Annotated in this window: 12 protein-coding genes and 1 tRNA gene; 7 read left to right on the plus strand and 6 right to left on the minus strand. The window is 71.4% G+C overall.

Annotated elements, in window-relative coordinates; all coding sequences use genetic code 11:
• Positions 1 to 88 precede the first annotated feature (88 nt).
• The 7 genes from rph to ACIBKY_RS07065 are packed head-to-tail and all read left to right on the plus strand — an operon-like array spanning position 89 to position 6,630.
• Positions 89 to 808 (plus strand): ribonuclease PH, encoded by a 720-nt coding sequence (rph, locus tag ACIBKY_RS07035; RefSeq protein ID WP_397095050.1) that lies wholly within the window; start codon positions 89 to 91, stop codon positions 806 to 808.
• Positions 805 to 1,401: an RdgB/HAM1 family non-canonical purine NTP pyrophosphatase gene (rdgB, locus tag ACIBKY_RS07040; RefSeq protein ID WP_397095052.1), complete on the plus strand. Its 597-nt coding sequence runs from the start codon at positions 805 to 807 to the stop codon at positions 1,399 to 1,401. Before rph ends, rdgB begins: the two co-directional genes overlap by 4 nt.
• A gap of 35 nt (positions 1,402 to 1,436) precedes the next feature.
• Entirely contained in the window at positions 1,437 to 3,134 is a 1,698-nt protein-coding gene (locus ACIBKY_RS07045; RefSeq protein ID WP_397095054.1) for a molybdopterin-dependent oxidoreductase, read from the plus strand.
• A 49-nt stretch (positions 3,135 to 3,183) separates the two neighbouring features.
• Entirely contained in the window at positions 3,184 to 4,161 is a 978-nt protein-coding gene (locus tag ACIBKY_RS07050; RefSeq protein ID WP_397095056.1) for a LacI family DNA-binding transcriptional regulator, read from the plus strand.
• On the plus strand, positions 4,148 to 5,566 hold the full coding sequence (locus ACIBKY_RS07055) for an arylsulfatase (protein ID WP_397095058.1): 1,419 nt from the start codon (positions 4,148 to 4,150) through the stop codon (positions 5,564 to 5,566). The genes ACIBKY_RS07050 and ACIBKY_RS07055 overlap by 14 nt, the downstream gene beginning before the upstream one ends.
• Positions 5,567 to 5,599: 33 nt before the next feature.
• A complete protein-coding gene (locus ACIBKY_RS07060; protein WP_397095060.1) occupies positions 5,600 to 6,364 on the plus strand; it encodes a toxin glutamine deamidase domain-containing protein in 765 nt (254 codons plus the stop codon).
• Positions 6,361 to 6,630: a hypothetical protein gene (locus ACIBKY_RS07065; RefSeq protein WP_397095062.1), complete on the plus strand. Its 270-nt coding sequence runs from the start codon at positions 6,361 to 6,363 to the stop codon at positions 6,628 to 6,630. The genes ACIBKY_RS07060 and ACIBKY_RS07065 overlap by 4 nt, the downstream gene beginning before the upstream one ends.
• Position 6,631: 1 nt before the next feature.
• On the opposite strand, the gene ACIBKY_RS07070 is transcribed toward ACIBKY_RS07065, so the two are convergent.
• From ACIBKY_RS07070 to bcp, 6 genes are all read right to left on the minus strand, one after another.
• On the minus strand, positions 6,632 to 9,103 hold the full coding sequence (locus tag ACIBKY_RS07070; protein ID WP_397095063.1) for an ABC transporter permease: 2,472 nt from the start codon (positions 9,101 to 9,103) through the stop codon (positions 6,632 to 6,634).
• Between the two features lie 5 nt (positions 9,104 to 9,108).
• Complete coding sequence (locus ACIBKY_RS07075) at positions 9,109 to 9,861, minus strand: ABC transporter ATP-binding protein (RefSeq protein ID WP_397095065.1); 753 nt, start codon at positions 9,859 to 9,861, stop codon at positions 9,109 to 9,111.
• A 109-nt stretch (positions 9,862 to 9,970) separates the two neighbouring features.
• Positions 9,971 to 10,621 (minus strand): response regulator, encoded by a 651-nt coding sequence (locus ACIBKY_RS07080; RefSeq protein WP_397095067.1) that lies wholly within the window; start codon positions 10,619 to 10,621, stop codon positions 9,971 to 9,973.
• A gap of 3 nt (positions 10,622 to 10,624) precedes the next feature.
• A complete protein-coding gene (locus ACIBKY_RS07085) occupies positions 10,625 to 11,803 on the minus strand; it encodes a sensor histidine kinase (protein WP_397095069.1) in 1,179 nt (392 codons plus the stop codon).
• A gap of 243 nt (positions 11,804 to 12,046) precedes the next feature.
• Positions 12,047 to 12,130, minus strand: a tRNA-Leu gene (locus ACIBKY_RS07090).
• A 75-nt stretch (positions 12,131 to 12,205) separates the two neighbouring features.
• Positions 12,206 to 12,679: a thioredoxin-dependent thiol peroxidase gene (bcp, locus tag ACIBKY_RS07095; protein ID WP_397095071.1), complete on the minus strand. Its 474-nt coding sequence runs from the start codon at positions 12,677 to 12,679 to the stop codon at positions 12,206 to 12,208.
• Positions 12,680 to 12,758: the final 79 nt, after the last annotated feature.

Genomic DNA, 12,758 nt, shown 5'->3' on the forward strand with positions numbered 1-12,758 from the left:
CGTAACACCCCCGTTGTCATTGGGTAAGGATCTATGTCTAGGCCGGGGGCGGTCAAGGGTATACGCCCGCGGAGATAGGGTGATCTGCATGTCTCGACAGGATGGCCGCGCTCCCGACCAGCTCCGCCCGATCACCATCACCCGCGATTGGCTCACCCACGCGGAGGGCTCCGTGCTGGTGGAGTTCGGCGGCACCAGGGTCCTGTGCGCCGCCTCCGTCCAGGACAGCGTGCCGCGCTGGCGGCGTGGGAGCGGGCAGGGCTGGGTCACCGCCGAGTACGCGATGCTGCCCCGCGCGACCAACACCCGCAACGACCGCGAGTCGGTCCGCGGCAAGATCGGCGGGCGCACCCATGAGATCTCCCGCCTGATCGGCCGCTCGCTGCGCGCGTGCGTCGACTACAAGGCGCTGGGCGAGAACTCGGTGCTGATCGACTGCGACGTGCTGCAGGCCGACGGCGGCACGCGCACCGCCGCCATCACCGGCGCGTACGTCGCGCTCGCCGACGCGGTCGCGTGGATGCGCAAGCGCAAGATGTGCCCGGGAGACCCGCTGGTCGGCTCGGTCGCCGCGGTCTCCGTGGGCGTCGTGGGCACGGTGCCGATGCTCGACCTCTGCTACACCGAGGACGTCGCCGCCGAGACCGACATGAACGTCGTCATGACCGGCGAGGGCAGCTTCGTCGAGGTGCAGGGCACCGCCGAGGGCGTGCCCTTCGACCGTGACGCCCTCAACCAGCTTCTCGACCTGGCCGTCACCGGCTGCGAGGAGCTGACGCTCCACCAGCAGGAGGCACTGCGCGCGTGAAGATCATCCTGGCCACCCGCAACAAGGGCAAGATCGCCGAGCTGCGGCGCATCCTCGTCGGCTTCGACATCGTCGGGCTGGAGGAGTTCCCCGAGATCGAGGACGTCGTGGAAACCGGCGTCACCTTCGAGGAGAACGCCCTGCTCAAGGCCGTCGCGGTCGCCCAGGGTTCGGGGCTGCCCGCGGTCGCCGACGACTCCGGGCTCTGCGTCGACGTGCTCAACGGCATGCCCGGCGTCTTCTCGGCCCGCTGGGCGGGCCGCCACGGCGACGACGAGGCCAACATCGACCTGCTGCTCGCCCAGGTGGGCGACGTGCCCGACCCGCTGCTGACCGCGCACTTCGCCTGCACGGCCGCGCTCGCGCTGCCCACCGGGGAGACGCGGGCGGTCGAGGGCACGCTGCCCGGCCGGCTGATCCGCGAGCGCCGCGGGTCCCACGGCTTCGGCTACGACCCGATCTTCGTGCCGGACGGCGGCAGCCGTACCGCGGCCGAGCTCTCGCCCGAGGAGAAGGACGCCATCAGCCACCGGGGCCGCGCGTTCCGCGCCCTCGACCCGATCGTCCGCGAACTCCTCGTAACCAGGGCGTAAGATCCTCCACCCCTGCGTGGGCGTAGCGTCGGGGTGTGCGTAGAAATGTGGTTCCCGCGTGGGCGGGAGCGCTGGCCGGGCTCGTCGCCGGGGCCGTGGCGCTGGGCGTGGCCCAGTTGGTCGCGGCCGTCGTGCGGCCCGAGGCCTTTCCCGTGGTGGCCGTGGGCGACGCGGTCGTGGACCTGTCGCCCGCTCCGGTCAAGGACTGGGCGATCGCGACGTTCGGCGAGAACGACAAGACCGTCCTGGTCGCGGGGGTGCTCGTGCTGCTCGCGGCGGCCGCCGCCGGTCTCGGCGTGCTGGCGACCCGGCGGATCGGGTACGGCCAGGCGGGGCTGGCCGTCTTCGCGGTCATCGGGGTGTGGGCGGTGCTGACCCGTCCCGACGCCGGTCCTGCCGACGTGCTGCCGACCGTCGCCGGGCTCGGGGTGGGGATCTGGGCGCTCGGCTTTCTGGTACGGCGGGCTTACACGACGGCCCCGGCGCTCGCGAAGAAGCCGGCCGGGGACGGGCCGGTCGGTGATGGGCCGGGCGGGGACGAGTCGGTCGGTGAGCCGGGCGGGGACGGGCCGGTCGGTGGTGGGCCTGCCGGGGGCGGGCCTGTTGGTGGTGGGCCGGGTCGGGGCGGGCCGTCCGAGTGGCCTACGGTGCACGGGTCGGAGATGGCGTTCGACCGGCGGCGGCTGCTGGCCGGGGCGGCCGGTGGCGTGGTGGTCGCGGGCGCCTCCACCTTCCTGGGCCGGGCCTGGTCCGGGTCCGAGGCGATCGACGCCGCCCGCGGCGGCCTCGTCCTGCCGAAGGCGGCCACACCTGCCGCTCCGCTCCCGCAGGGCGTGGACTTCCGGCTCGACGGCCTCACCCCCTTTGTCACGAAAAATCGGGACTTCTATAGGGTCGACACCGCGCTGATCCTGCCCAGGATCGACCCCGGGCAGTGGCGGCTGCGCATCCACGGCATGGTCGACCGCCCCGTCGAACTGACCTACGCCGACCTGCTCAAACGCCCTCTCACCGAGGCCGATGTCACGCTCACCTGCGTCTCCAACGAGGTCGGCGGCGACCTGGCCGGCAACGCCCGCTGGCTCGGCGTGCCACTGGCCGCGATCCTGCGTGAGGCGGGCGTCCAGAGCGCCGCCGACATGCTGCTGTCCACCTCCGACGACGGCTGGACCTGCGGAACTCCCGTGGACGTGGTCATGGACGGCAGAAACGCGCTGCTGGCCGTCGGCATGAACGGCGAGCCGCTCCCGCTCACGCACGGCTTCCCGGTCCGGCAGGTCGTGCCCGGACTGTACGGGTACGTCTCGGCCACCAAGTGGGTGGTCGACATCAAGGTCACCCGCTTCGACCGGGACGAGGCGTACTGGACGCCGCGCGGCTGGGCGGCCAAGGGGCCCATCAAGACGCAGTCGCGCATCGATCTGCCGAGGGACCGGGCCAAGGTGGCGGCGGGCCGTACGACCATCGCGGGGGTGGCGTGGGCGCAGCACACCGGCGTGGACGCCGTCGAGGTGCGGGTGGACGGCGGCGCGTGGCAGCAGGCGCGGCTGGCGCAGGCGCCCACCGCCGACACCTGGCGGCAGTGGGCGCTCGACTGGCAGGCCACGCCGGGTGAGCACACGATCCAGGTGCGGGCCACCGACGCGGCGGGCCGTACGCAGACCGAGCAGAAGGCGCCGGTGGCGCCGGACGGCGCGAGCGGGTGGCACACGATCTCCGTGCGGGTGGGCTGAGAGAGCGCGTGCCGTTGACGGCGACGCGTTAAACGTTTAACAATGATGTGTGCCGCCCAAACCGACCGTCCGTGACGTCGCGCGCCTGGCCGGTGTCTCGGTGGCGACCGTCTCCTACGTGCTCAACAAACGCGACGACGGCCGCGCCAGGCCGCAGACCCGCGAACGCGTGCTCGCCGCCGCGGCGGAACTCGGCTACTCGCCCGGCTTCGCCGCCCGCGGGCTGCGGCGGGGGCGGACCGAGCAGGTGTACGTGGTGCCCCGGCGGCCGGGCTCGCCCTTCGCCGCCGCCCTGGCCCGCGACCTGTCGGCGGTGGCCGAGCGCCATGGGTACGCGACCGCGATGTTCGTCCGGGGGGACTGGGAAGGCTACCTGCGCCGGCACGTCGCCGACGGGGCCGCGATCGACCTGTGGCACCGGCGCGACTTCGACCAGGCCAGGCTCGAACCGCTCGTCGGGATGGGCCTGGCGCTGCTGGTGTTCGGCAACGGGATCGAACCCGACGGCTTCGACGTGGTCCGCAGCAACGAGCTGCAGGCCTGCGAGGAGGCCATGCGCTACCTGGTCGGGGCCGGGCACCGGCGCATCGCCGTCCTGCGCCGATGGCCGGGAGAGGGGCAGGACGACTATCGGGCGGTGCGCTTCGAGGCCTATCAGAACGTGCTGGGGGAGCTGCCCGAGGAGTGGCTCATGCCGTACACGGACAATTCCTGGGAACGCGGGCACGACGCCGCGCTCGCGCTCCTCGACCGGCCCGACCGGCCCACCGCCGTGTTCGCGCTGAGCGACTCCGCCGGGGTCGCCGCCCGCTGGGCGGCGCGCAGCCTCGGCCTGCGCGTACCCGACGACGTGGCGATCGTCGCCGTCGGTGGCGTGCACGAACCGGACACCCGCGTGACGTTCGTCGAGCCTGACCGCATGGACTTCACCCCCGCCGCCGACCTGCTCTTCGACCGCCTGAGCGACCCCGGCCCCGGCCGGGTCCTGTTCCAGAACTGGAGTCTCGTCCACCGTGGCACAGCCTGACATCCTGGTGATCTTCACCGACCAGTGGCGGGGCGACTGCCTGTCGATCGACGGCCACCCCGTCGTCGAAACGCCCTTCATCGACCGCTGGGCCTCCGGCGCCCGCCGCTTCACCAGGGCCTACTCCGCCAACCCCACCTGCGTCCCGGCGCGCGCCTCCCTCATGACCGGCCAGCGCGCCACCACCCACGGCCGCGTCGGGTACGCCGACGGCGTGCCCTGGGACTACGAGACCACCCTGGCGGGCACCTTCACCGAGTACGGCTACCGCACCCACGCCATCGGCAAGATGCACGTCTATCCCGAGCGGCACACCCTCGGCTTCGAAAGCGTCGAACTCCACGACGGCTACCTGCACCACGCCCGCCGGCACGCCGCCGACCTGGCCGACATCGACGACTACGTGCCCTGGTTGCGCGCGGCCACCGGCCGGGCCGACGCGGACTACGCCGAGCACGGCGTCGACTGCAACAGCACCGTGGCCAGGCCCTGGGACAAGCCCGAATGGCAGCACCCGACGAACTGGGTCACCCAGCGAACCGTGGACTTCCTGCGGACCCGGGATCGGTCGCGGCCGTTCTTCCTCTTCGCCGGCTTCCACCGGCCGCATCCGCCGTACGACCCGCCCGCCTGGGCCTTCGAGCAGTACCTGGAGCGCGAGATGCCGCCGGTCCCGGTGGGGGAGTGGGCCAGGGACATGTGGGGCGACAGCGGGAATCCGTATGATCCGGCCTCGCCGTACCTGGAGCTGCCACCCGCGCGGCACCAGCGGGCCAGAGCGGGCTACTACGGGCACATGTCGCACATCGACCAGCAGGTGAACCGCATCCTCGAAGTGCTCGCCGAAGAGGGGGCCGACAACACGATCGTGCTGTTCACCTCCGACCACGGGGAGCTCATGGGCGACCACCACCTCTACCGCAAGTCGCTGCCCTACGAGGGTTCGGCGCGCATCCCGTTCATCCTGGGCGGGCCCGGCATCGCGCCCGGAGTGGACACGCGGGTGGTGGAACTGCGCGACGTCATGCCGACCCTGCTGACCGCCGCCGGGCTGCCCGTCCCGGCCGGGGTGGAAGGGCGCGACGCGGTGTCCGGGCCGCCGCGCCCGGTCCTGCACGGGGAGCACGTGATCTCCGCGCGGGCCGGGAGCGTGCACTGGCTGACCGACGGGCGGTGGAAGTACCTCTGGCGCAGCGGTGACGGGCGCGAGCAGCTGTTCGACCTGGCCGAGGACCCGGACGAGCTGCGCGAGCTGCCCGCCGGCGGGCCGTGGCGGGGCATGCTGGTGGAACGGCTGCGCGGCCGTCCCGAGGGCTTCGTCCAGGACGGTGAACTCCTCGCCGGGCGCCCGGTCGGCGCGGTGCTGCCGGCGAGCTGGGTTCGAGAGAATCGGGCAACTCCCTGACTCAGAGCGACCGGGCCTCTACGATCGGGCGACGTGTTCCGCGACCGAAAGTCCGGCAACCGGTGGAGCCTTCCCGGCGGGCACTACAACCCGCTGGTCGCCGAGGGCGTGCGCTGGCGCGACTACGAACTGGCCGCCGACTCGGCCCTGCCCGGCAGCGTCGACGACTTCACCGGAGAGGACTGGTTCGACCTGCCCGACCGGCCGCCCAAGCTGGCCGGGTGCCGGCCGTACGGGGTGCCGGGCGGGCTGGCGCACCCCGACCCGCAGGTCGAGCAGGACCTGATCCGGGCGGTTCCGTCCGGCGGCCGGTTCCCCGATCCGCGCGGCACCTGGATCCGGCTGATCAACGGTGAGGGCCCGGCCGACGACCCGTTCCGCGCCGGCAACGCCGTGGACTGCGCGCTGGCGGTGCTGTCCACCTGGCACGGCGAGCCGGCGGCGGCCGCGCCCCGGCTGCCCGAGTACGACAAGGCCGGCCGTCCCCTGCTCACCGGCGAGGACGGCGGCATCGCCAGGATGGAGCGCTGGGTCGGCCAGCGGTTCGAGTGCGCGGGACAGGGACGGCACGCCTACCCGGTGATCGCGCGACGGCTCGTGGAGGCCGGGCACGGGGCGGCGGCGGTGCTGGTGGTGCGCTGGCCGGGTGGCGGCGCCCACGCGTGGAACGCCGTCAACATGTCGGGAGAGGTGATCTGGGTGGACGCGCAGCGCGGGCACATGGCGGTCGAGCCGCCGTACACGACGGTGACGGGCGTGTTCTGCGTCGTCGTCGACCGGCAGGGGCTGCCGCGGTGAACCTCGACCAGGCCCGCGCGGTCGCGGAGGAGTACTTCAACGGCGTCCGCCCGGCCGATGAGGCGGTCTCGGTCGGGCTCCACGCCTTCCGCGAGGGCTACGTGGCCTGGGTCAGGGAGCCCGAACCCGCCGACCCCGTCCAGCTGCCCGAGAGCGTCGGCGGCTGCTGCATCGTCATCGACGGGGCCACCGGAGAGGTGGCGATCCGGCCACTGCTCGACCCGGAAACGGTCGCCGAGCAGTGGCCGGGCCGTACCCCCCGATGAGCTACCCGGCGGCCAGGGAGCCGACGATCGAGGCGCGGGCGGCGCGGCGCGCGGGCAGGACCGCGGCGAGCACGCCCGCCACCCCCGACAGCGCCACGAACAGCAGCACCTGCCCAATCGGCAGCTGATAGACCGCGCCGTCGATCATGGCCTTGACCGCGGCCCAGCCGAAGACGGCGCCGAGCACCACCCCGACCAGCGCCCCGATGAGCCCGAGCACCAGCGCCTCGACCGAGAGCATCCGGCGCAGCTGAGGCCGGGTCAGGCCGAGCGCCCGGAGCAGGGCCGACTCACGGGTGCGCTCGTGCACCGACAGCGAGAGCGTGTTGGCGATGCCGAGCAGCGAGATGAGGATGGCCAGCCCCAGCAGCGCCGTGATGATCATCAACACCATGTCGAGCGCGTCGTCGAACTGCCCGCGCACGTCGGTGGAGCTCTGCACCTGGACCGTCGGGTAGGCGGCGGTGGCCGCCTCGACGAGCTTGCGGGCCTGCTCGGGCGCGACGCCGTCCTTGATGTTGACCATCACGCGGGAGTCGAGCGCGCCGGTGAACTGCTTGTCGAACGAGGTCTCCGGCAGCGTGATGCTCGGCAGCGGCGTCTCCTCGCCGTCGAGGAGGGCCACCACCTTGAGCCGCTCGCCCCTCACTGTGATCGTGCCGCCGGTCTTCACCCCGAGGTCCGTGGCCAGATAGTCGGTCAGGGCCACCTGGCCCGGCCCGAAGCCGTCCATGGTGCCGCTCTTGACGACCGGCTTGAGCGGGCCCGACCAGGTCCCGACGTCGAACTTCTTGCCGCCGACCTTGGCCGTGCCCTCGCGGATCGAGACCACGGCGCTCAGCTCGGGCAGGGCGCGCAGTTTCTCGGCGACCTCCCGGGGGACGGTGGGTTCGCGTGACTGCGTCATGATCATGTAGTCGACGGGGAACTGGTTGTCGAGCTTGGCGTCCATCGTCACCCGCGTGGACGCGGTGATCACCGAGATGAGCGTCATCAGCGTCACCCCGATCGTCAGCGCGACCGTGGTGGTGGCCGCGCGCTTGGGGTTGCGGCCCGAGTTGTCCACGGCGAGCCTGCCCGGCACCCCGAACAGCTTGCCCGGCACCCAGCCGACCAGCGCGCTGAGTGGCTTGACCAGGACCGGTCCCAGGATCAGCACCGCGAGGAACGTCAGCGCGCCGCCGCCCATGACGACGAAAAGCGAGACCATCTCGCCGGGCGTCATCATCACCCCGGCCGCGGTCGTACCCGCCCCCGCCAGCAGGAACAGCCCGGCGAAGACCATGCGCAGCACGCCGGCGCGGAACGTCTGCTCCTCCACCTGCGAGCCCAGCGCCGCGATCGGGGCCACCTTGGTCGCCCCCCGGGCCGGCAGCAGCGCCGCGCCCACGGTGACCACGATGCCGACCGCCAGGCCGATCGCGATCGTCTTGGGCGCCAGCGACACGCCCGCGCCGGTCGGCAGCGGCGCGTCGAAGGCGGCCAGCAACGTCATCGCCAGCGCGCCAAGACCGTAGCCGGCCAGCAGGCCGAGCACCGAGGAGACCACGCCGACGATCGCCGACTCGAACAGCACCGAGCCGAACACTTGCTGCCGGGTGGCGCCGATGCAGCGCAACAACGCCATCTCGCGCGTGCGCTGGGCGATGAGGATGTTGAAGGTGTTGTAGATGACCAGCGCCGCCACCAGCATGGCGATCAGGCCGAACAACAGCAGGCCCGCGGTGATCATGTCGGTGGACACGCCCGCGGCCTTCGCCATCTGGTCGGCCAGCTCCTGACCGGTCATGACCACGGCGCCGCCGGCCACCGCGGCGACCGCCTTCTTCAGCGCCGCGGGGTCGGCGCCGGCCACGTCGATCTCCGTGAAGCCCTTGGCGCCGGTCAGCCTCTCCGCCGTCGCCGTGGTGAAGCCGACCGCGCCGGTGAAGCCGAGCTCCTGGTCCAGGCCGGGGTCCAGGATGCCGACGACCCTGAAGTCGTGGCGGGCCTGGCGGTGGTCCAGCACGGTGACGGTGTCGCCGGGCTTGATGCCCTGCGCCTTGGCGGTGTTCTTGTCCACGACGACCGCGTGGTCGTCGTTGCCTGGGCCGGTGCCGCTGACGATCGTGGCGCGGGCCAGTTCGCCGGTCGGGATCGAGATGGCGGTGGTCGGCAGGTCGCCGATCGCCTTGCCGTCCTTGCCGAGCAGGGGAGCGGAGCCGCGGATGAGACCCTGCGCGTCCCGGACGCCGGAGACCTCCTTGATCTTGCCGAGCAGCGCGGCGGGCAGCGGCTTCTCCACGTCCTTGGACTGCACCGCGACCGCGACCTTGTCGGCCTCCGCGGTGACCTTCTGCGAGAAGCCCGCGTCGACGGTGTCGGTGAGGACGAACGTGCCGGCGATGAAGCCCACGCCGAGCGTGATCGCCAGCGAGGTCAGAAGCAGTCTCAGCTTGTGCGCGCGCAGGCCGGCCAGAGCCGTTTTGATCACCCCGCTCACCCTTCCAGCTTCATGAGGGTGTCCAGCACCGTCTGCGGGGACGGCTGCGCCAGCTCCGAGATCAGGGCGCCGTCGCGCAGGAACACCACGCGGTCGGCGTAGGAGGCGGCCACCGGGTCGTGGGTGACCATGACGATCGTCTGGCCCAGCTCGCGCACGCTCGTCCGCAGGAACGACAGCACCTCGGCGCCGCTGCGCGAGTCGAGGTTGCCCGTCGGCTCGTCCGCGAAGATCACCTGAGGCTTGCTGATGAGGGCGCGGGCCACCGCCACGCGCTGCTGCTGGCCGCCGGACAGCTCGCTCGGCTTGTGCGACAGCCGGTCCTTCAGCCCGACGGTCGCGATCACGCGGTCGAACAACTGCTGATCCGCCAGGCGGCCGGCGATCTCCAGCGGCAGCCGGATGTTCTGCTCGGCGGTCAGCGTCGGGAGCAGGTTGAACGCCTGGAAGATGAAGCCGATGCGCTCGCGGCGCAGCAACGTCAGCTGCTTGTCGCCGAGACCGGTCAGCTCCACGTCGCCGATGTGCACGGTGCCGCTGGTGGCGCTGTCCAGGCCGGCCAGGCAGTGCATCAGCGTGGACTTGCCCGAGCCGGACGGGCCCATGATCGCGGTGAACGCGCCGGTCGCGAACGACACGTCGACGCCGCTCAGGGCGTGCACCTGGGCGTCGCCCTGGCCGTACACCTTGGTCAGGGCTCTGGCCACCACCGCCGGCGGGGCCTGGCGCCGTGTCTCCGTGAGGGTCACGTTCACTCCTGGGTCGTGGTTCTTCGAACTCGACCCACGCTATGGGCGGAAATTTCGAGATCCATGACCCTTGAGGAGGGACTTCGTGTGCCCCCTGAGATGACCGCGGTCAGCCTTTCGGCCGATTCGAGGGCACGATCAGGCCGGCCTCGTAGGCGTACACCACCACCTGCGCGCGGTCCCGCAGCCCCAGTTTCGCCAGGATGCGGCCGAGATGCGTCTTCACCGTGGCCTCCGCCACGTCCAGGCGGGCCGCGATCTCCAGGTTCGACAGGCCGCGCCCCACCATCAGCAGCACCTCGTGCTCGCGCGGCGTCAGCTCCTTCACCGCCGCCGCCTCTCCCGACGGCAGATGCGCGGCGAACCTGTCCAGCACACGCCGCAACGTGCTCGGCGCCATCGCCGCGTCGCCCGCGTGCACCTGCCGGATCGCCGTCACCAGGTCCGCCGGGGGCACGTCCTTCAGCAGGAACCCCGCCGCGCCCGCCTTCAGCGCCGCGAACGCGTACTCGTCCAGGTCGAACGTGGTCAGCATCAGCACCTTCGGGCCGTTGATCCTGGCCGTCGCCTCGACGCCGTCCATGGTCGGCATGCGTACGTCCATGAGCACCACGTCCACCTCGGTGTGCCGCAGGATCTCCAGGGCCTGCGCGCCGTTTCCCGCCTCGGCCACGACCTCGATGTCGGGCTGGGCCGACAGCACCATCCTGAAGCCCGTGCGCAGCAGCTGCTGGTCGTCCACCAGCATCACCCGGATCATGCTCTAGGCCGCCCTCTGGGTCTGGATCGGGAGCCGGGCGAGGACCTCGAAGCCGCCGCCCGGCCTGGGTGCGGCCGTGACGGCGCCGCCGTACATGGTGACGCGTTCGCGCATGCCGACCAGGCCGTGGCCGCCCGCTCTCGCCGGTGCCGCCGCGCCCCTGCCGTCGTCGGTGACCTTGACCACGAGTTCGGCTCTGCCGTACCTCAGCTCGACCAGCGCCTTGGCGGCCGGGCCGCCGTGTTTGAGCGCGTTCGTGAGCGCCTCCTGGATGATCCGGTAGACGGCGAGTTGCTGCCCCTCGGGCAGCTCGCCGGGCGCGCCGGAAACCTGCAGCTCAGCCGGTACGCCCGCGCCCCTGACCAGCTCCTCAAGCTGATTGAGACCCGGCTGGGGCAGGTAGTCGGTGCCGGGCGCGTCATCCTGCCGCAGCACCCCCACCAGCCTGCGCATCTCCGCGAGCGCCTCACGCCCGGTCCTGGAGATGTTCTGTACGGCCAGCCGCGCCTGCTCAGGATCGGCGTCGATCGCGAACCCGGCGCCGTCCGCCTGAACGACCATGACGCTCACATTGTGCGCCACGACGTCATGCAACTCCCGCGCGATCCGCGTGCGCTCGGCCGCCGCCGCGATCCTGGCCTGCTGGTCACGCTCCCGCTCGGCCCGCTCGGCCCGTTCCTCCAGGCTGACGAGGTAGCGCCGCCGGGTGTTGGCGTAGATGCCGGTGAGCCAGATCGTCGCCACGAAGATCGTCCCGGTGGTGAACATCCCCAGCGACGGATTGTCCCAGTGCACCAGCGCCAGGAAGATCCCCAGCTCGGCCACCAGCCCGGCCAGGGCCGCCCAGAGAAAGCGCGCCCGGTAGGCGACCGAGAACAACGCCACCAGCACCGCGAGGTTGGCCGGGATCGGATCGAGCTTCAGCAGCCACTGCGCGAAGCTGATCGACGCGATCACCGCGAACGCCTGAACCGGCCGCGAACTGCGCCAGAGCAGCGGCAGCAGCAGGATCGCCGACAGCCCCACATAGCCGCCCATCGAGATGTAGGCGCCCGGGTCCTCAGGTCTGAGATTGCTGTACGGCACCGCCGTCAACAGACACAGGCCGATGAGAGGCGACACCCACAGGGCATCGACCAGCTTGTCGTGGCGCTGCGACCACGCGCGAAACCTGCCGAACACATCCTCACGATACGTACCACCCGCAAGCCCTCTGTCCGCCTGGAGGTGGAACACGCCGTACGACCCAGGTCTGACATGAACGGCTCTTAACACCCTCCTTACCGGCCTTCCGGCAAGATTGCTCCTGGGAGCGCCTTTCAGAGGCGGGTAAAGGGAGATCGTGATGGTCGATCATGATCACGACGTCGGGCCGGGTGGCGAAGAGGAAGCGCCACCCGGCCCGATCTTTGTCCGTGGTGGGTGTGCGGGCGGGGGGACTCGAACCCCCACAGTGTCTCCACCAACAGGACCTAAACCTGCCGCGTATGCCGATTTCGCCACGCCCGCGTCCCTGCTGCAGCAGCGGAACTCCCGTAGTCTAGCTGCCCCAAGGCGGCCGGGAGCACGGGTTTTCCGCGCCCCTCAGTCCAGGCCCAGCTTCTTCTTCAGGCTCGCCACGTGGCCGGTGGCCTTCACGTTGTAGAGGGCCTGCTCGATCTTGCCGTCGGCGTCGATCACGAAGGTGGAGCGGATCACGCCCACGACCTCCTTGCCGTACAGCTTCTTGGTGCCGTACGCGCCGTACGCCTTGTGCACCGCGAGCTCAGGGTCCGACAACAGCGGGAACGTCAGCGCGTCCCGCTCCGTGAACTTGACCAGCTTGTCGGTCTTGTCCTTGGACACGCCGAGCACCACGAAGCCCTCCGCGGTCAGCTGCCCCAGATTGTCGCGAAAATCGCAGGCCTGCTTCGTGCAGCCCGGAGTCATCGCGGCAGGGTAGAAATAGAGGATCACCCGCTTGCCGCGCAGCGAGTCGAGCGAGACGGTGCTGCCGTCGGCGGCGGGAAGGGCGAACTCCGGCGCGGCGTCACCAGCTGCCAGCTTGGTTTCGGTCATGACCCAGAACCTACCGGCCTGCCCGGCGTGCCGTACGGTGACCTGACCTGACAGACTGATCGCCTGCGAGAGGAGAGCC

Source organism: Nonomuraea sp. NPDC050394 (assembly GCF_044459065.1).
Classification (GTDB): Bacteria; Actinomycetota; Actinomycetes; order Streptosporangiales; family Streptosporangiaceae; genus Nonomuraea.